The following is an 18,963-nucleotide window of genomic DNA, read 5'->3' on the forward strand; positions in this document are numbered from 1 at the left end:
AGCACCGCCCTTTCGAATCGTCTGATGATCCCATCGCGCAAGCTGCTCGTGCTGATCGCCGGCCTCATCCTGGCCGGTGCACCGGCGCGCGCCGCGGAGTTCTACACCGAGGACCTGCGCATCCCGATGGCGGAGGCCGGACCGCAGGGGCTGGAGGCCTTTCTGGTCCGACCAGTCGGGACCAAGCGCTATCCGCTGGCGCTGCTCAGCCATGGCTCGCCGCGCAAGTTCGAGGACCGCGCGACCATGTCGGCGCACAAATATTATGGCATCGCGCTGGAATACGCCCGGCGCGGCTTTGCGGCGCTGGTGGTGATGCGGCGCGGCTACGGCACCTCGCCGGGCGGGCGCGTCGACAGCGTCGGCGGTTGCGCAAAGGCCGCGTACCTGCCGGCGGCCGCCGTCGCGGTTGCCGATCTGCGCGCCGCGATCGATGCGATGGCGCACCGGGGCGACGTGACGACATCGGGCATGATCGCGGCCGGCCATTCCGCAGGCGGCCTTGCAACGGTGGCGCTGAGCGCACAGGCGCCGGCGGGCCTCGTCGCCGCAATCAATTTTGCCGGCGGCCGCGGCTCGCGCAACGACGACGATGTCTGCAATCCGGATGGGCTGGTGCAGGCCTTCGCCACCTTCGGCAAGACCTCGCACGTGCCCATGCTGTGGGTCTATGCCAGCAACGATTCCTATTTCGGTCCCGACTTCGCGCGCCGGCTCCATGACGGATTTCGCGCGGGCGGCGGCAATGCGAGGTTCGTCGCGGCGCCGGCTTACGGCGAAGACGGGCATTATCTCTATTCGGTCGCGGGCCGGCCGCAATGGACACCGTATCTCGACGCCTTCCTGCGCGAGCGCGGGCTCGGCCATGACCTCCTGAGCCTGCCCGATCCGCTGCCGCCGCCACGCCAGCTCAACGAGGCCGCGCGGGCCGAGTTCGCGCGCTATCTCGCCAGCCTGCTGCCGCACAAGGCCTTTGCGGTGTCGCCGAACGGCGGCTACGGCTGGCGCGCCGGACGGGCGACGACTGAGGAGGCCCGGCGCGACTCGCTGGCAGCCTGCATGAAATGGTCGCCCAGCTGCACGCTCTATGCGGTCGATGACCAGCTGGAGGAGCCGTCGCAGGCCAGATCCACCGACCAGAGCGCCCGCGCGCGACCGTGACGCACACACGCCTGAGGCCGGTTTGTTAACTCCGGCGCTCTATGACAAGCCCATGCTGCGGGATTGGGCGCGCTTCATTCTCGGCGCGACGTGGAGGCACGTCGCGGTCGTCCTGCTCGTGTCGGCTCCGATCGGCGCACATGCGGCTGACGGCAGCAGCGAGCTCGGCGCCGGGGAAACGCCGTCGTCGCGGACCACGATCCGGAAGATCATCGAGAGGGAAACCAAGAGCACCAATCTGCCGGCCGATATCGCCGAGGCGGTCGTCTTCGTCGAAAGCGGCTACAACCCGGCGGTCATCGGCAGCGCGGGCGAAATCGGCCTGATGCAGGTGCGCCCCGAGACCGCGGCGATGCTGGGCTTCCGCGGCAGCAGCGCGGAGCTGGCCGAACCCGACGTCAACATCCATTACGGGGTGCTCTATCTCAGCCAAGCCTGGCGGCTTTCGGGCGGGGACCTCTGCCGCGCGCTGATGAAATACCGGGCGGGTCATGGCGAAGTGGAGATGAGCGCGCGGTCGCAGGTCTATTGCAACCGGGCCCGCAACCGGCTTGTCGCGATGAGCGCGATGCCGGGAGAGCGCGAAGCTGCGGCTGCTCCGGATCCGGCGTCCACGGTTGCAGCTGCCGTTGCGGTTGCGGCTGCGGCGCCCGTGAAACCGGCGAGCCGCCCGAAGATGCCGGTGCAGCCGAAGGCGGTCTATGCCCGCTATCGTCAAGGCACCGCGGCCGCCAGCCGCGCCTATTGGGCGGCCCATGAGGCCAGGGTCAGCCGGATCAAGGCGCGCATCGAAGCACGTTGGAAGCGCGTCGCATCGCGCTGACGGCGATGTTGCTATTGTCTGAGCATGATCTTGCCGGAAAACCGCTGCACGCTTTTCCGGATCTTGCGCTACAGCCGCTCGCTGAGCGCGAGCTTGTAGCCGACGCCGGTGACGGTCGCGATCACGGGCGTGCCGCTGCCGACGAGCTTGCGGCGCAGCCGCGCCACCAGCGCATCGACGGTGCGGATGTCGACTTCGGCCTGGCGGTTGCTGACCACCTCGATCAGATAGTCGCGGCTGAGCGGCCTGCCGTCGGCGCCGACGAGCGCCGCCAGCAGGTCGAATTCGGCGCGCGTCAGCGCCACCGGCTTGCCGTCGTTGCCGAGCAATTCGCGCCGGGTCAGGTCGATGATCCAGTCGCCGAACGCGATCGAATTGTGGTTGCGCGCCGCCTTGCGGTCGATCGAGCGACGCCGCAGCACGCTGCGCGCACGCGCGAGCAGATCGCGCAGGTTGATCGGCTTGGTGACGTAATGGTCGCCGGCGACCTCGAGGCCGAGGATGCGGTCGACGTCGGTGTCGCGCCGCGTCACGAAGATGATGCCCGCGTTGCTGGTGGCCTGGATCTCCTTGGCGAGCTCGAAGCCGTCCCCGTCAGGCAGTTGCACGTCGAGGAAGACGAGATCGGTGCGCGCGCGCAGCGCCTGACGGCACTCCGTGCAGGTGCCGGCGCCGACCACGTCGAAATTGTTGTCGCTGAAATAGTCGACCAGCATGGTCCGCGTCACCGGATCGTCCTCGACGACGATCAGCCGCTCGCGGCCGGGCGGACGAGCGGAAGCTACCGCCGTCCTGGCGGTCCCATGTGCCTGCGTCCCGACCTGCAGATTCAAGTCGCCGCGCAACGCGCCGTCATGTGAACGGGCATTCACAGCCTGTTCGAGCCCCCGAAATTGCCTGCCGCGATACTAGGCGCGTTGTGATGCGCAAACAATATTGGTCATGCTCTTGGCACATTAAGTATGAATTGGCCCACAATTCTCATTTTGCGCACCGTCGCGCCGGCAGTCTCCCGATTTTCGGAAAAGCAGATCGTACTTCGGGCGGCGCTCTGCGGCTTGCTCCCCTGTGAGCTTCGCATCTACTGTGCCTCCAAAAGCCTGCACTCGGAGGTGGCGCATGGAGGTCATACTGCTCGGCACCGGCGGCCCGCGCCCGGACCCGCGCCGCATGGCGACGACCACGCTGATCAGGCTTGGCGAGGAGAACATCCTGTTCGACGCCGGCCGTGGCGTCATGGTGCAGCTTCACAAGGCCGGCGTGCCGCTCGGCGCCATCAACACGGTCTTCCTCACCCATCACCATTTCGACCACATCGGCGATCTCTACGATGTGATGTTGAATTCGTGGATGCACGGGCGCAAGGATGAGTTGCGCATCTATGGGCCGCCGGACACTGAGCGGCTCGTCAACACGCTCATCACGCAGGTCTACGACAAGGACATCATCTGGCGGGACCAGGGCGAGCCGAGCTTCGGCGGCTGGAAGCCGGTCGCCGCAACGGACATCATTCCAGGCCCCGTGCTCGACACCGGTCGCTGGAAGATCAGTGCCGAACTGGTCTCGCATGGCGATGGCCTCGACATGCCGCCGGCCTTTCTGGCGCGCTGGATCTGTCTCGGCTATCGCTTCGAAGCGGAAGGCAAGGTCATTGCTATTTCCGGCGACACCGTCCCCTGCCCCGGGCTCGAGCGGCTGGCCGAGGGAGCCGACCTGCTGGTGCAGTGCTGCTTCCTCGCCACGCCGGAGATCAACAACGAGCATTTGCGCCGGCTTGCGAAATACACGATCGCCTGCGGCGACACGGTCGGGAAGATCGCGGCCAGAGCCGGCGTCAAGAAGCTCGCGCTGACCCATCACCGTCCGCGCACCGACGATGCCATGCTGAACGCATTGCTTGATGACGTCAGGCGGGACTATGCAGGACCGGTCATGCTCGGCGAGGATCTCACGCGCATCGAGGTCTGAGGATGATCGAAGATCGAAGCACGCGCGCCGCAACAAATCATGCGTGCGGAAGCCGTTCGGCGTCAGGACGATCCGACCTCGATCCGGTAGGATAATTCTTCCTCAGCGCCCGGCGCGATGTGCATCAGTCCCGGCTTGTCGGCGAACTCGCCATGGAAGCCGGCGGGACTTGCGTAGCCGCGCCAGGGCTCGATACAGAGGAACGGCGCGCCTGACGGTTTCGACCAGACGCCGAGCTCGCGAAATCCGCGCCAGGACATTTTCAGCCATGGCCCGGTCGATGCACCTCCCGCCGCGGCATAGCGGACCGAAGTGCTCTCGATGCGGTCGAAGATGATGGCGTCGTCGACGAACAGGGAGTCCGACAAGGGAAGCGAGGTGCCTTTGACCGGGCTCGGCTCCGCTGCCGGCCGCAGCAATCCACCTTCGAGACGGCGGACCGGAGACGGTTCGGCGCTCGCGAAAGTCAGCGCATGGCTCTCCTTCGCCGCGCCGAGCTGCAGCGGCCAATTGAAGGCGGGATGACCGCCGAGCGAGGCCGGCAACGTCTCCTTGCCGGTGTTGGCGATCGTGAGCGTCAGATCGAGGCCGGACTCATCGATCGCATAGGCCGCCGTCAGCCGGAACGGGAACGGATAGAGCGCGCGCGTCGTCTCATTATCATCGAGCACCAGGGTGCAGCGGCTCTCGCCGCGTTCTGCCCACACGAAGCGGCTGTCGCGGGCGAAGCCGTGCTGCGTCATCCGATACGTCCTGCCCTGATGCCGCAATTCGTCGTTGGCAAGGCGCCCGACGATCGGAAACAGCAGCGGCGCGTGACGCGGCCATTCCGGCCCCGCCTGCCAAAGGAATTCGGTGCCGCCGCCCTTCAGCGAGCAGAGCTCGGCGCCGTGCGCCTTGACGGTCGCGGTGAGCGAGCCGCAGCGGAAGGAGTGGGTGTCATCGGTCATGGCCGACCTCTACACCCCGGCCTGGCAGGCAGCAAGGCGACGCCGGGCCATGCAGGCCGCGCCTCCGAGCCATGCCCGGCTGCGTCATATTTCTGTACCTAACGATTGCTCACGTGCGGCTCCTCCACCGCGAGCTCCCCGCGAACCCGGCCGGAACTCCATGAACCATCGTGGTCCCCAATTGAAATTCTTCATCAACGGCCGCTTTCTGTCGCAAAAGCTCACGGGCGTGCAGCGTTATGCCGCTGAAATGGTCAAGGCGATCGACGTGCTGCTCGCGTCGGAGCAGATTCCGGCCTCGCTGCGCAACGCAGACTGGCAATTGTTGAAGCCCGCGGATGCAAGCGAGGAACTTGATCTCGACCGGATCAAGATTCGCGCTGTCGGCCGGCTGCATGGGCACGCGTGGGATCAAATCGATCTCGCCCGCGCTGCCGCCGGAGGCCGCTTGATCAGCCTGGCCAATTCCGGGCCCGTCCTCCATCGCGACCACATCGTCGTGATTCATGACGCCCAGGTCTTTCGCAGGCCCGACTTCTTCAACTGGCGCTATCTGACCGTCCATCGCACGATGGGGCGGATGCTCGCGCGGCACGCAAGCATCGCAACGGTGTCGGGTTTTTCCCGCAAGGAGCTTGCGGACGTGCTGAATCTCTCGGCATCGCGCATTCCCGTCTTCCCCAACAGCGCCGAGCACTTTGCAGCCACGCAGCCCGATCCCGGCATCCTGGCCCGACTTGGCGTTCAGCCGCAGAAGTTCTTCCTCTTCGTGGGCTCGAAAACCAAGAACAAGAACCTGTCCGTCGCGATCCGCGCCATCCAGCTGCTCGACCGGGCAGACGTTCCCCTGGTCATCGTCGGCGGCGACAACAGCAAGGTCTTTCAGGATAATTCGGGCGAAGGGGCTTCCGGCCTGGTGCTGGCCGGCCGTCTGACCGACAGCGAGATTGCCGCGCTCTATGCGCACGCATCGGCCTTCGTGTTTCCCTCGCTCTACGAGGGGTTCGGCGTGCCGCCGCTCGAAGCCATGATCTTCGGCTGCCCGGTCATCGCCTCGAGGGCCGACGCCGTCGTGGAGACGTGCGGCGACGCGGCTGCGTATTTTGACGCCACGGATTTCGAGGCGCTGAAGCAGCTCATGCTCGAAAGACTGGCAATCGGCGCGATCTCTGACCAGGAACGCCGGCGGCAACAGGATCGCCTTGCATTCTATTCGTGGAAGAAATCGGCGAAGGCGTTGCTCGATCACCTCGCAGCGCCGGCGAACGTCGCCAGCGCTGCGTGAAACGCGGCACGGTTCGCCTATCGCGCGCAACGGTTTTTGCACAAACAGTTTGCAACTCGCAGCTCTTTGCCTGGTTCCATGACTCTTCTTCGTTCTTGCGATGATCGCAAGCGCGAGCGCCTTGGCGCAACATGACCACATCGCTGCCCCAATATCGCTACGTATTCGAGGAACTGTGTTTCGCACTAGCGAACACAGAACAGGGATACAGATGTCCGGCTCTCCAACGCGGCCCTACGCAAGGCAAACGATGAAAGTGCTGCACATCGCCGAAACGATCCGTGGCGGGATCGCGAGCTATCTGAACGAGTTGCATCCTCAACAACAGGCCAGCTTCGGTGCCGAGAACGTACATTATGTCGTGCCGTCGGATCATCGGGGCGACCTTGGCGCAATCGATGACAACCAGATTACAACATTCGAACGATCCGGCCGGAGCGTCGCCGGCCTATTCCAGATGCTGCGTGCGAGCATGCAAGCGCTGGATGCCTTCAGACCGGACGTGGTGCACCTGCATTCTTCCTTGGCGGGGCTCGTGCTCCGGCCCGCGCTGGCAGCCCGCTCAGGCGGACCGCGCGTCGTCTATTGTCCGCACGGCTGGGCATTTTCGCGCGAGACCGGCCGCTTCAGTCATTTGCTGACCAAGTCCGCGGAGAACCTGCTTGCGCGCACCTCCGACCGAATCATCTGCATCTCGAGCGACGAGTATAACGAGGCGGTGCGCGCGGGAATTCCTGCCGACCGCCTCACCGTGGTCCACAACGGCATCTCGAAGAGCCGCACGCCGCAGCCCGTCGCGGCTGACTGGACCTCCAAAAAGGTCAAGGTGCTGTTCATCGGACGCCTGGACCGGCAGAAGGGGTTCGATCTGCTGATCGAAGCGGCACGCGCGCTCGAGGATGTGCTGGACGTCCGCATGATCGGCGCCTCCGTCGTCAACAAGTACGAAGGTCCGACCGTCCCGTCCAACGTGTCCCTGCTGGGCTGGCTCGACCGCCCGATCATCGAGACCCAGCTCGAGGCCGCCGACCTCGTCGTGATCCCGTCACGTTGGGAAGCCTTCGGCCTCGTTGCCCTGGAAGCGATGCGCGCGGCCAAGCCCATCCTTGCGTTCCGTAGCGGAGCTTTGCCCGAGATCGTCGTCGATGGCGTGACCGGCGTGCTTTGCGAGCCCGTCGCGGTCCAGCCGCTCGTGGATGGTTTCCGGCGCGCACTCGACCTCGATCTCAAGGTGCTGGGACAGCGCGGCTACGACCGCTTCAAGCAGCTCTATGACGTCGAGAAGACGCATGCGCAATTGCAGCAGGTCTATGTCGAGCTGCTTCAGGACGACCGGACGCCCGTCGCAACGAAGGCGGCGCTGCAGTCGGATCTCTCCAAGAATTTCTGATGGCTGCACCGCTCCCACGCACCTTGGTCCGCGACAGTCTCCGCCTCGCGAGCCTCATCGCATCCATCCTCCTGCCGGTCTCGGTCTGCGCACAGCAGGCGCAACCGCTCGATGCCCGATTCCTGCTGGGGGTCGGCACGCATCAGGGGCTGGGCGGCCCGGTGAGCGCGCGCGGATACGTGCCTTCGGAAAACGTCGCCCAGATCAAGCAACTCGGTCTCAATTCCTTTCGCGATGATTTTCCCTGGTCCGAGTTCGAGGTTGGCGGACGCCGGATGGGCTTCACACCCCGACTTGGCAGGCTCGAAGCGCAAGTCAAGTCCGGCGTCGCGCGCCCTCTCCTGATCCTCGCCTTCGGCCATCATCTCGTTCCGAATTCCTCGCCACCGACGACGGACGAGGCGCGGCAGCGGTTCGCCGATTATGCGGCGGCGGCCGCGCAATCGGTGGTGGCGCAGCATCCGCTGTTCGAGCTTTGGAACGAATGGAACCTGGCGGCGAAGAAAGATCCTGCGTTCTCGCCGGAAAACTATCGGGCGCTTGCCGAGGTCACGCGGCCGGTAGTCAAGCGGGTGGCGCCGAATGCACCCTTCCTGGTCGGCGCCCTCGGCGACGATCTGGGCTGGACATGGACCGAGAAGATGCTGCGGACGGGCATTCTTCAATATGCGGACGGCGCATCGATCCATCTCTACAATTTCTGCATGGGCCCGAGCAAACGCACCTCGGCCGAAATCATCGACAGGCTGACGGCGTTTCACCGCCTGGTCGGCCAGGCGAGCGGAAACCCCGATTTTCCGATCTATGTCACCGAGACGGGGTGGACCACGGCTGCCACCAATAAATGCGGCGTCAGCGAACAAGCCCAGTCCGACAATAGTGCGCAGCTCATCTTGTGGGCATCAACCGCGGCGCGTTGGCTCAAAGGAATGTGGTTCTACGAACTCAAGGACAGTGGAAAGGACGCATCGGATCTGGAGCACAATTTCGGGCTCTACCGTTTCGACAATTCGCCGAAGCCCGTCGCCTGCGCGGTTCAGGGCGCCTGGGCTTTCATCCGCTCCAGCCTGAGCGCCGAGAAACGCGAGCTCGCCAGTGGCGTCGTGTCGATCAATGCAACGACGACGTCCGGCGCCAGAGTTGCGGTATGGTCCGAGACTCCCGAGCGGCGTTACGAGGTCCGGATCAAGGGGGATCAGGACGGCGCAACCTTTGCGATGCCGTGCGACTCGGCCGCAAGACCTGCGTCCGGTGCCTGGATTCCGGTTTCGACCACGCCGGTTCTCATTGCAGCGAGCAACGGTGCCATGCCCGCTTTGGAGATAAGGCCGGCGCGGTAAGCGCGATTTTGCAAGACATGAGGTTCAGTGATGAAAGTTCTTTTGACGTCCACTCTTTATCCGACGCCTCAGGCCCCCAAGATCGTCGGCGGTGCGGAGATCTTCGCGCGGCGCTTCGCCGAAGGCCTGGTGCAGCGCGGAGACGAGGTCGAGGTGATCCGCAGCGCATCCGCGCCCGAGCAGGCTCGTGAAAGCTGCAACGGCATCAACGTCTATTCTGCGCCGGTGCGCAACTTCCATCTGCCCTTCTCGCTGCCGAAGAACATCGTAAAGCGCAGCATCTGGCATGCGGTCGACGACTGGCAGATGCAGGCGCCGCTGATAGCGGAACGCATCCGGGCCTTCAAGCCGGACGTGCTGCACTCCAACAATTTGTCGGGTCTCACCACCGCGATCTGGCGCGTCGCCGCCCAGCTCGGCGTGCCGGTGCTGCATACGCTTCACGATTATTATCTGACCTGCCCGCGCTGCTCGCGCTTCGACAAGGGACGCTCTTGCGAGCACACCTGCACGAGCTGCGGGATCCTGACCTTCCATCGCAAGCGGGCGACGCACTGGCTGAGCGCCGTGGTCGGCGTGAGCGAGCGCGTGCTGTCGATCCATACCGACATGGGCATGTTCGCGGAGACGCCGATCCGAACCGTGATCCGCAACGCCTCGACCGAGCCGCCGCGCGAGCCCTACCCTCGCCCGGTCTGCACCACGGAAGTGACGTTCGGGTTCATCGGCCGCCTCACTGAGGAGAAGGGCATCGACAACCTGATGCATGCCCTTGCCATGCTGCCCCCCGACCGCATCCGAATGATGATCGCCGGCCGGGTCAGCGAGGAGGAGCAGCGCCGCCTCAAGGCGCTCGCGCCGGATGCGCGCATCGAGTTCATGGGCTTCGTGGCGCCGGACGATTTCTACAGGCAGGTCGACGTGGTGGTCGCGCCCTCGATCTGGCACGACCCCGGTCCACTCGTCGTCGCAGATGCCAAGGCGGCCGGCAGGCCGCTGCTCGGAACGCGCTTTGGCGGCATGCCCGAGGTCATCGAGCACGGCGTGACGGGTTGGCTGACCGAAGCCGATCCCCAATCCCTGGCCGACAGCATGCTTGCAGTCGCGTCTGATCCGCACAAGATCGACGAGATCAGCCGGCGCCTGATCGCAGATACCAACAAATGGGTATTTGCCGACGTGCTGTCATCCTACAAGAATCTGTACGAGCAACTGCGCGAGCAACGGATGTCGCGCGTGCGCGCAGCAACGACTGAAGCGCCGCGGGCCGTCGGCAAGGAGCGCCTCATTCCGAGATGACACGCCTCTTCGCGATGGCGGGCTACCTCTATCAGAGCGCCGCGGCGATCATCCTGATCTTCGCGATCAGTCATCTGTTGCCCGCCTCCGACTACACCAATTTTTCGCTGGCACTGGCCTCGAGCCAGTTGCTCTGCGTCCTGATGTTCGAGTGGCTGCAACTCGCCGGATTGCGTTTTCTGGCAGCAGCCGGGGAGAACGAGGCGGCGCGGCTGAGGTGGTCGCTCTTTGCCGCGGGCCTGTCGAGCGCAGGCGCGCTCGTCGTGGTCGGCGGCTGCGCATCTCTGGCCAGCGTACTCCCGGCCGGGATCATCGCGCTGGGCCTCGGCATATCCGTGCTTCAGGGCCTGACCGACCTCTATTTGCTGTCGGTCCGCCTGTCCGACCGGCTGGGTGTCGCCTCCTCTCTCCTGGCGTTTCGCGCTACCGCCCTTCTGACCGGAGCCGCCGCGGGTGCGGCGATTTGGGGAACGGCGGAAGCGGCGCTGCTCGGCGTCAGTGCGGGCCACGCCCTGGGCCTGCTCGCCGGGCTGGTGGCCTATCGCCCCCCCCTGGAGCGCGTTCCGCTGCGGACGATGCTGGCCGACTGGAAGGATTTCTCCCGCTACGGCATGCTGGCGGCGGGTGCGTCCGTCATCCATCTCTCGGTGCCGGTGCTGCTCCGCTTCATCATCATCGGCCGGCTGGGCGCGACGGGCGCCGGCGCCGGATTCTCGATTGCGCTCGACCTGCTGCAACGCCCGTTCTGGGTCCTCAATGCAGCGATCCACACCGTGAGCTATCCCGATGTCGTGAAGGATTTCGAGCACGGAACCGTCATGAAGTCGGTGCAATCGACGCGGCGAATGTTCGAGTTCATGGTCTGCACGACCCTCGTGCTGCTCGGCGGTCTCGTCGGCTTCATTCCGGATGCAGCCCGTATCCTGGTGCCGCGGGAGAGCCTTGATGGCTTCCTGACGACGGCACCTGTTGTGGCCGTCTTCTATTTCCTGCACACGCATCTCCAGGCGACCGTCGCGGTCGTTCCGCACCTGGAGAAGCTCGCAACGAGGCTCGTGATCGTTGCGGCCGGCCAGCTCGCGATCGTCGCTGCTGTCGCGCTGGCCGCGGCATGGGCCGGCCTGTCGCCGCACCAGGCGGTCGGCTGCGCTTGCCTCGCCACGCTGGCAGCGATTCTGTTTGCGCTCGGTCCGACCCTGCGGTTCGAGGCATTCCCGCGCTGGTCACTGGTCGCGCAGGCGCTGGTGGCCGCCGTCCTGATCGGATCACTCGGCGCGATGCCGACCGAGCCCGCGACATGGCTTGCCGGCAAGATCGTGATCGCCGCGCTCGCAACGGCGATCGTCGGATGGCGCGGTGACTTTCTGATGCTGGCCCGTCGCGGCTAGCCCAATTCGCCGCATCCGGCACGGATCGGAACACAGCGGGCGAGCAACTGAGCCGTTGGGCCACGGCTCAAATTCAGGTCCTGGACGGAACCATTGCGCCTCCCCGATCAAACCAAGCCGGTCATATCCGGGAAAATACGGATACAACCAGTGCGATAAAATCTTTCAGATTGATCGCCCATGAAAATGGCATCTGCCGACTCCCTGTGCCATCCGATGACGCAGACGAAAGAGTCGCACCCCACCGCCGCGTTCGTATGACACGCTCTCAAGCCGAAGCGTTGGATCGAACTCGCACGGCTTGCGCATATATTTAGCAGCGTGAATCGTGGAAATCTTGAAAGCGCCATTCTCACGCCATCCTGCACGGGCATCGCATCAGCATTCTGCTGCAACACGAGTCGAGCTGTTCCTGCACAAGGAACCGCATTTCACTCGCGATTTGTAGCTTCGATTTTTATCTGAAATTCACACTCGACAGAGAAGCTTCGACGCAAATCCCTGCGAGCAATTTCGTTCGCGCTGAAACCCGAGTTTGCAATGCCTGATCAAACCATCCTGTCCGCCAGCGGCTTCATCAACTCCATCGGCGTCAACACGCACGCCGGTTTCGGATGGACCGGCTACAACAACCTCGCGCTGATGGCCGACAGCCTCGAATATATCGGCGTCACCCATCTCCGCGACGCGATGGGCACGAACCCCGCTGCGCAGCCGGTCGTCGAGGGCCTGGCCGCCGCCGGCTACAAGTTCGACTTTCTGGTATCGTCTGCGCTGCCCCAGTCCGGTACGGTCGGGTTGCAGACCTACATCGCCTCGCTCCAAAAATTCGCGACGAGCTATTCGGGTAGCATCACCGCCATCGAGGGGCTCAACGAGGCCAATCACCAGCCCTTCAGCTACAATGGCAGCTCCAGCCTTTCGGCCGCGGCCCAGTTCCAGAGTGCGCTCTATCAGGCCGTCAATGCCAACGCGACGCTCGCCAGCATCCCCGTCTACAATCTGTCACTGGCCTACAACGATCCGCAAGGCTACAGCCAGCTCGGCAACATGTCGGGCTCGGTCGACTATGCCAACGCCCACGCTTATGTCAGCACCGGCCTCAATCCGAGCAGCTCCATTGCGGCGACGCTGAGCGCCGTCATGGCCGCGGCTCCGGGAAAGCCTGTCGTCATCACGGAAACCGGCTACACCACGCAAAACAACACCCAGTATCTCGGCGCCAACGAGACGGTGCAGGCCAAATCGATCCTGAACACGCTTGTCGTCGCCTACAAGGCCGGCGTGAGTGCAACTTACCTCTACGAGCTGTTCGACCGCGACTCGTCTGCAGCCAACACCAATCCGGAAGCCAATTTCGGATTGTTCAATTCCGACGGCACGCCCAAGCTCGCCGCGACGGCGATTCACAACCTGACGACCATTCTGGCCGACGACGGCAAGGGCGGCCTGCAGCCGACTGACCCATTGAACTACACGTTGAGCAACATGCCGGCCACCGGCAACAGCATGGTGCTCGGCAAGAGCAATGGCGCCTACGAACTCGTCGTCTGGGCCGAGCCGAAGCTCTGGAACGATGCCACCGATACCGAGCTGTCCAATGCGGCCCAGACGGTGACGGTGAACCTCGGCGCCGTCCATCATACCGTGAAGGTGTACGACACGCTGACCGGCACCACAGCGATCGCCAGCTACACCGACGTCAGCACCATCACCATTCCGGTCAGCGATCACCCTGTGATCATCGAGATCGACGCGCCCCCGACCACGCCGCCCGCCCCGGACACAAGGACCAGCGTCACCGGAACGGCTGCGGAGATCGTACCGCAACTGTCCGATCTGAGCGACTCGACGGCGCTGCAGACAATCACCCTGACCGACTCCCACGTCCTGCAGGTCGCGTCGAAGGCGACCATGGACTACATGATCGCCCATTACGGCAACGCGCTCTCGAAGATCCAGGGCGGATATTCGTTCTCGGTGACGAACTCGGCGGCGACCTGGACCAGCACGAGGACTTACGATTCGAGCGGCAAGCTGCTCTCGAAATCCGACACCGGCCTCAATTCAAGCGGACAGCCGACCTCGACCACCATCGTCCACAGCGACGGCTCCAAGGACGTGATCAGCTACACCGGCGGCGTGCAGACGAAGTTCGTTCATGTCGGAACCGACGCAACCCGGACAACCGACACCTACAACACGGCCGGCACCCTGCTGAGCGAAGTCGTCCAGAAGTCCGACGGCTATTACTCCACCACGCTCTACACGAACGGCGTGAAGACAGCCGCCTACGTCAAGAACGCGGACGGCTCGCAGGACAACTATACCTACAACATCACGGGCAAGAGCTTCACCACCCAGGTGCAGCATCTCGACGCGTCGGGGAAGGTCACTTCGGTGATCCGCAGCCATGCCGACGGCTCGCTGGACTCGACCCAGGTCTACAATAGTGACGGCAGCAGCGTGATCACGTTGTACAGCGCCACGGGAGTGAAACAGGTCGAGACCGCCTACCATGCCGATCGCAGCAAGGATGTCTGGACGTACAACATCAAGGGCCAGAACTATACGACCCAGCACGACGTCTACGATTCGACCGGATTCCTCACGACCCTGACGCGCCTGCATGCCGACGGCAGCCTGGCCTTCGAGCTGATGCAGACCGCCGACGGCACCAAGACGACCAACTGGTACAATGCCGCCGGCAGCCTCACCAGCGAGGTGGTCCAAAAGGCCGACGGCTTCGCCTCGACAACCCTCTACAGCAACGGCGTCAAGACGAAAGTTTACATCAAGAACGCCGACGGTAGTCTGGACAATTATGCCTATGGCATCACCGGCCAGAGCTACACCACGCTGATCCAGCACATCGATCCGTCCGGCAAGGTCACGTCCGTCACCCGCAAGCACGCGGATGGCACGCTCGACTATACCCAGGTCGTCAACAACGACGGGAGCAGCGTCGTCACCATCTATGACTCGACGGGAGTACGGACGAAACAATCCGAGTACCACGCTGATGGCAGCAAGGACGTCTTCCTCTACAACATCACCGGCCAGAACTACACGACCGAACACAATGTCTACGATGCAACCGGCTTCCTCACGACGCTGATCCGGAAGCACGCGGACGGCAGCATGGCGTTCAAGCTGGTGCAGAGCAAGGACGGAACCAAGACAACGGACTGGTACGATGCCAAGGGGGTCCTCACCAGCGAGGTGATCACGAAGGCCGACGGTTACAGCTCGACAACGGTCTATACCAACGGCCTGAAAACTGCGGCCTACATCACCAATGCCGACCTGAGCCAAGACAATTACACCTACAACATCACCGGGCAGAGCTATGCCACGCAGCACCAGCATCTCGATCCGACCGGCAAGACGACGGAGGTGACCCGCTGGCACGCCGACGGCACGCTCGACTATACCCAGGTCGTCGGCAGCGACGGTGGCAGCGTCGTGACCAATTACGACGCTTCAGGCCTCAAGAAGACACAAACCGACTATCACTCCGACGGCTCGAGGGATGTCTATCTCTTCAACGTCATCGGTCAGAACTACACGAAAGAGCACGATACCTACGATACCACCGGTTTCCTGACGCACATCGTGCGGACCCACGCCGACGACAGCCTGGCATTCACTCTTGTGCAGAGCGCCGACGGCACCAAGACCTCGGGCTGGTATGACGCCAAAGGAATTATCACCAGCGAGGTGACGACCAAGAGCGACGGCTACAGTTCCACCACGGTCTACACCGGCGGTATCAAGACCGCTGCCTACATCAAGAACGCCGACGGCACGTCGGACAACTGGAACTACAACATCACAGGCCAGTCCTACACGACGCAGCACCAGCACCTCGATGCCTCGGGCAAGATCGTCGAGATCACAAGGACCCACGCCGACGGCACTCTGGACTATACCCAGGTCATCAACAATGACGGCAGCAAGCTGACCGACATCTATAACAGTGCCGGCATCAAGACCCAGGAGATCGCCAGCCACGCCGACGGCTCGAGGGACGTCTTCCTGTTCAACTTCAACGGACAGGCCGGCGTCACGCAGCACGAGAGCTACAACACCGCCAAGGCGCTCGAGTTCATCGATCAGACCAAGTCCGATGGCACCCATAACGTCACGGCCGTCGCCAGCGGCGTGACGATCCAGGGCGGGGCCGGCAATGACGTATTCTCGGCGGCGCCGAACTCGACGACCATCGCGTACGACCACGGCCAGGACCAGATCCTCAACTTCCAGGCCGGCAGCGGGACGACGCACGACACGATCGCGATCTCGAAACTGCTGGCGGAGGACTACAGCCAGCTCCAGATCACGCAGTCCGGCACGAACGCGCTCATCACGTTCTCGGCGACCGACTCGATTCTGCTGAAGAACGTCTACGTCTCCAGCCTGACCAGCCACGACTTCGTGTTCGTTTGAGCCGGTGAGACCTGCCCAAACGGGCGCCAACGTCGCTGGGGGCCGGGACCATGTCCCGGCCCCTGATCGTTCGTTGGTCGGGCGCCTGCCTCATCGATGAGCAAAGGGCTCTCTGCCATCCGCAATTGGATGAGCCCCATGAATTCGGAGGGATCGTCGGGTTGTGCCGCCATCGGCGGCCGCGCTTGCGAACTTGCGTCACAATTCGTCTCTAGAAGAGCGACGAAACGTGCAAGGAAACCGAGCCCCGATGGAAGCCAGTGAAGCAAGACGTTTTGTCGTTCTCGACTTCTACCGCTTCGTCGCCGCGCTCGGGGTCTTCATCTTCCACCTGAAGCTGATCGACAAGGGCATCTCACCGGCCTGGAACGGGTCCTATGGCCTGTTCGTGGACATGTTCTTCATCCTGTCCGGGTTCGTGATTTCCTACTCCTATCCTTCAACCTCGACAGGCCCGCGCTCCTATGCGCGCTTCCTCATTAGGCGGATCGCGCGAATCTACCCCTTGCATCTGCTCACCTTGTTGATATTCGCGGTCCTTGCTCTCATGGGCATATCCGGTCCGACCTCGCACGCGAGCTGGACGGATTTCATTCAAAACCTCTTCCTCGTGCAGGCGTGGGGTATCACAGATCATCTCAGCTTCAACTCGCCGGCTTGGTCCATCAGCGCCGAGCTGTTCTGTTACCTATTATTCCCATTGTTCATGCTGCTGGCCGGGAGGATCTCGCCGCTGATGCTGGCGATCATCGTCGCGCTCTCTTACGGCATCCTTGCCCATGCTCACCTGCCGATCTGGCAGAAACGCTCTCAGATGTATGGGGCAACTTTCGATTTCGGGATGTTACGGGCGCTTCCGAGCTTCCTGAACGGGATTCTCCTAACCGTCCTGTTCAGGCTCTCAAGGGACTATCGCAAGAAGCCGGTTGCATTCGCCGGAATAGCGCTGTTTGCCGTCTCGGTTCTGGTCCTCAACTTCTTTGCCAAGCCCGACCTTGCAATCATACTGTTCTCTCTCGCGATCCTCGTCACAGCCACGGGAGAAAGCGCCTTCGCGCGGTTTCCCGGCTCCGACTGGCTTGGCCGCCTCGGCAACACGTCATATGCCATCTACATGGTGCACGAAGTGCTGTTGATCCTGCTCTTCAAGCCGGCTTGGCACTATTTCGGACTTCAGCCAAGCATGTTTCCGGTGTTTGCATTGGTCTGCTGCATCGTTCTGACAGTCGTTGCCGACGTGACATATCGCTACGTCGAAGATCCCGCTAGAAGATTGATCAACCGGCTTGCGCCTGGCGGGGCAAGATCAGCCCGCGTCCCGAAGCCCGAGCCGCTCGGTCTTGCCGAGGCCAGACAGGCGGCCAACGCAAGCTAGCTGGTGCGTGCAGGCCGAATTCTGGCTAGGTCTTAGACGATCGCCGCACACGACCCAAGACTTCCTGCCATATCCGCACCACGGCCGGCCGGGCGACCGCCATGACAACGGCAAGATAGACCGAAGAACCAAGCAGCACGAGCGCCGCGAGACGCAGCCATGGCGACGTGGCCGGCATGGTAACGGAGGCAGCAACGACCGCGCATGCCATCACCGCGGAGCCCGCAAGTGCCGGCATCAGCGCCGCGGCATAGGGCCTGATGCCGAGCGCCAAGATCCGCATCGAGGCTCCGGCGGACAGTGGATACAGCAACAAGGCGCGAACGACGTAGCCGACAGCGATCGCGATAAGGCCAAATGGCGCAGCGACGATGAAGATCGCTATGTTCGAAACCGCGTATATCAGCGTCAGCCAAGTCTGCCAGTGCGGTTTGCCGAATGCCAGGATAACCGAGTGATTGTAGAGGCCGATTGTGGTCAAGAACCCGGTGATCGACATGATCGCGAGTAGAGGGGCGGCCTCGCCCCACTTGGATCCGAAGAAACCGACGATGAGATCCGGCGCCAGAGCCGCTATCCCCGCGAAAAGCGGGGCTGTCAGCAGTGACGTGTATTTGACGAAGTCGACCAGCGTCGAACGCGATGCTTCCCGGTCATGCTGGAGGCCAGCGATGGTCGAAAAGAACACGCGGTTCAACGCATTCCCGATCACGGTACTCACGGCGTTGACCAGGCGCTTGGCGAGGCTGTAGAAGCCCGCGCCGGCGGCGCCGGTATACCAAGTGACGAAAATCAGATCGGAATTGGCATTGGCAAAGTTCGTGATTCCCGTCAGCGCCACGTAGCGCGCATAGCTCAGCAGATCGATAACAGCCTGCCGGCTGACCCGGAGCCGAGGGCGCCAGGGCGTCAGGATCCAAAGGCTGACCAGCGAGATCAACGAAGTCGAGACGAGCTGTCCGACCAGCGCAACGACCCCGTATCCCTGTATCGCCAGCGCGATCCCTACCGCCCCGCCGATAGAGATTGAAGAAAGCGAACGGATGGCGAGGGATCGAAAGAGTTGATTGCGCGTCAGCCAGGCTTCGTGCGTCCGTGACAGGCCTTGCACGGCCACCACGATGCAAAATCCCTTGAGAACGATGGCAAGATCCGAAAGACCGGAGAATCGTTCGATGGCGCCGCTCGAGGCGAACAGTGCGAGTGCTGCAAACAAGGAGAGGCCCGCGATGAGCCAAAACGAGGCAGTGTAATCCTCATCCTTCGGATCGGGACGCGCCTGGACGGCAATCGCGATGCTCTCGATCAGGACTGCCCGGCAGAACTCGAGCGCCAGCGCTCCCGTTGCCACGATGCCGAGAATCTGCGGCGACAGCAGCCGCGCCATGATCATGTAGATTGCGAGCGTGAGCGCCTGCCCGACCGCGGAATCGAGCGCCGACCAAATGACGCCCGAAACGATCGAGCGCGGCTTGATAATCTCGTGGCGCAATTGGAAGCCTGTCACAATTCGGGATTAGGTCGACATTCGTCGA

Annotated in this window: 13 protein-coding genes; 10 read left to right on the forward strand and 3 right to left on the reverse strand. The window is 63.2% G+C overall.

Going from position 1 to position 18,963, the window contains the following annotated elements; genetic code table 11:
- The first annotated feature begins 24 nt into the window (after positions 1-24).
- Both I6F28_RS00210 and I6F28_RS00215 read left to right on the forward strand, forming a co-directional pair.
- The gene (locus tag I6F28_RS00210) at positions 25-1,161 is read left to right on the forward strand and encodes an alpha/beta hydrolase family protein (RefSeq protein WP_225138976.1); all 1,137 of its coding nucleotides are present in this window, start codon (positions 25-27) and stop codon (positions 1,159-1,161) included.
- Positions 1,162-1,213: 52 nt separating this feature from the next.
- Positions 1,214-1,984, forward strand: a complete 771-nt coding sequence (locus I6F28_RS00215; protein ID WP_074448115.1) for a transglycosylase SLT domain-containing protein — start codon at positions 1,214-1,216, stop codon at positions 1,982-1,984.
- Positions 1,985-2,052: 68 nt separating this feature from the next.
- Here I6F28_RS00215 and I6F28_RS00220 read toward each other — a convergent pair whose 3' ends face one another.
- Positions 2,053-2,856, reverse strand: a complete 804-nt coding sequence (locus I6F28_RS00220; protein ID WP_036024738.1) for a response regulator transcription factor — start codon at positions 2,854-2,856, stop codon at positions 2,053-2,055.
- Between the two features lie 247 nt (positions 2,857-3,103).
- Here I6F28_RS00220 and I6F28_RS00225 point away from each other — a divergent pair, with 247 nt between their 5' ends.
- Positions 3,104-3,952, forward strand: coding sequence for an MBL fold metallo-hydrolase (locus I6F28_RS00225; protein WP_225138977.1), 849 nt, complete (start codon positions 3,104-3,106; stop codon positions 3,950-3,952).
- A 62-nt stretch (positions 3,953-4,014) separates the two neighbouring features.
- On the opposite strand, the gene I6F28_RS00230 is transcribed toward I6F28_RS00225, so the two are convergent.
- Positions 4,015-4,902, reverse strand: a complete 888-nt coding sequence (locus I6F28_RS00230; protein WP_225128131.1) for an aldose 1-epimerase family protein — start codon at positions 4,900-4,902, stop codon at positions 4,015-4,017.
- A gap of 181 nt (positions 4,903-5,083) precedes the next feature.
- On the opposite strand from I6F28_RS00230, the gene I6F28_RS00235 reads away from it, so the two are divergent.
- The 7 genes from I6F28_RS00235 (at position 5,084) to I6F28_RS00265 (ending at position 17,428) form a co-directional block, all read left to right on the forward strand.
- Entirely contained in the window at positions 5,084-6,187 is a 1,104-nt protein-coding gene (locus I6F28_RS00235; protein WP_225139448.1) for a glycosyltransferase family 4 protein, read from the forward strand.
- Between the two features lie 250 nt (positions 6,188-6,437).
- On the forward strand, positions 6,438-7,577 hold the full coding sequence (locus I6F28_RS00240; protein ID WP_225128132.1) for a glycosyltransferase: 1,140 nt from the start codon (positions 6,438-6,440) through the stop codon (positions 7,575-7,577).
- Positions 7,577-8,917 carry a hypothetical protein gene (locus I6F28_RS00245; RefSeq protein ID WP_225138978.1) on the forward strand — a complete coding sequence of 447 codons (1,341 nt, stop codon included), beginning with the start codon at positions 7,577-7,579 and terminating at the stop codon, positions 8,915-8,917. Before I6F28_RS00240 ends, I6F28_RS00245 begins: the two co-directional genes overlap by 1 nt.
- Positions 8,918-8,947: 30 nt before the next feature.
- On the forward strand, positions 8,948-10,216 hold the full coding sequence (locus I6F28_RS00250; protein WP_036013938.1) for a glycosyltransferase family 4 protein: 1,269 nt from the start codon (positions 8,948-8,950) through the stop codon (positions 10,214-10,216).
- A complete protein-coding gene (locus I6F28_RS00255; RefSeq protein WP_225138979.1) occupies positions 10,213-11,604 on the forward strand; it encodes a hypothetical protein in 1,392 nt (463 codons plus the stop codon). The genes I6F28_RS00250 and I6F28_RS00255 overlap by 4 nt, the downstream gene beginning before the upstream one ends.
- 540 nt (positions 11,605-12,144) lie before the next feature.
- The gene (locus I6F28_RS00260) at positions 12,145-16,053 is read left to right on the forward strand and encodes an RHS repeat domain-containing protein (protein ID WP_225138980.1); all 3,909 of its coding nucleotides are present in this window, start codon (positions 12,145-12,147) and stop codon (positions 16,051-16,053) included.
- Between the two features lie 250 nt (positions 16,054-16,303).
- Positions 16,304-17,428: an acyltransferase family protein gene (locus tag I6F28_RS00265; RefSeq protein WP_225138981.1), complete on the forward strand. Its 1,125-nt coding sequence runs from the start codon at positions 16,304-16,306 to the stop codon at positions 17,426-17,428.
- Between the two features lie 25 nt (positions 17,429-17,453).
- Here the strand turns inward: I6F28_RS00265 and I6F28_RS00270 are convergent, their stop codons facing one another.
- Positions 17,454-18,920: a lipopolysaccharide biosynthesis protein gene (locus I6F28_RS00270; protein WP_050995920.1), complete on the reverse strand. Its 1,467-nt coding sequence runs from the start codon at positions 18,918-18,920 to the stop codon at positions 17,454-17,456.
- Positions 18,921-18,963 lie beyond the last annotated feature (43 nt).

Source organism: Bradyrhizobium sp. NBAIM14 (genome assembly GCF_020193895.1).
Classification (GTDB): domain Bacteria; phylum Pseudomonadota; class Alphaproteobacteria; order Rhizobiales; family Xanthobacteraceae; genus Bradyrhizobium; species Bradyrhizobium yuanmingense.

Bases quoted from the DNA above. Each gene is read 5' to 3' on its own strand.
- I6F28_RS00210 (WP_225138976.1), top strand. From the start codon at position 25: ATGATCCCATCGCGCAAGCTGCTCGTGCTGATCGCCGGCCTCATCCTG.
- I6F28_RS00215 (WP_074448115.1), top strand. From the start codon at position 1,214: ATGCTGCGGGATTGGGCGCGCTTCATTCTCGGCGCGACGTGGAGGCAC.
- I6F28_RS00225 (WP_225138977.1), top strand. From the start codon at position 3,104: ATGGAGGTCATACTGCTCGGCACCGGCGGCCCGCGCCCGGACCCGCGC.
- I6F28_RS00230 (WP_225128131.1), bottom strand. From the start codon at position 4,902: ATGACCGATGACACCCACTCCTTCCGCTGCGGCTCGCTCACCGCGACC.
- I6F28_RS00240 (WP_225128132.1), top strand. From the start codon at position 6,438: ATGAAAGTGCTGCACATCGCCGAAACGATCCGTGGCGGGATCGCGAGC.
- I6F28_RS00245 (WP_225138978.1), top strand. From the start codon at position 7,577: ATGGCTGCACCGCTCCCACGCACCTTGGTCCGCGACAGTCTCCGCCTC.
- I6F28_RS00250 (WP_036013938.1), top strand. From the start codon at position 8,948: ATGAAAGTTCTTTTGACGTCCACTCTTTATCCGACGCCTCAGGCCCCC.
- I6F28_RS00255 (WP_225138979.1), top strand. From the start codon at position 10,213: ATGACACGCCTCTTCGCGATGGCGGGCTACCTCTATCAGAGCGCCGCG.
- I6F28_RS00260 (WP_225138980.1), top strand. From the start codon at position 12,145: ATGCCTGATCAAACCATCCTGTCCGCCAGCGGCTTCATCAACTCCATC.
- I6F28_RS00265 (WP_225138981.1), top strand. From the start codon at position 16,304: ATGGAAGCCAGTGAAGCAAGACGTTTTGTCGTTCTCGACTTCTACCGC.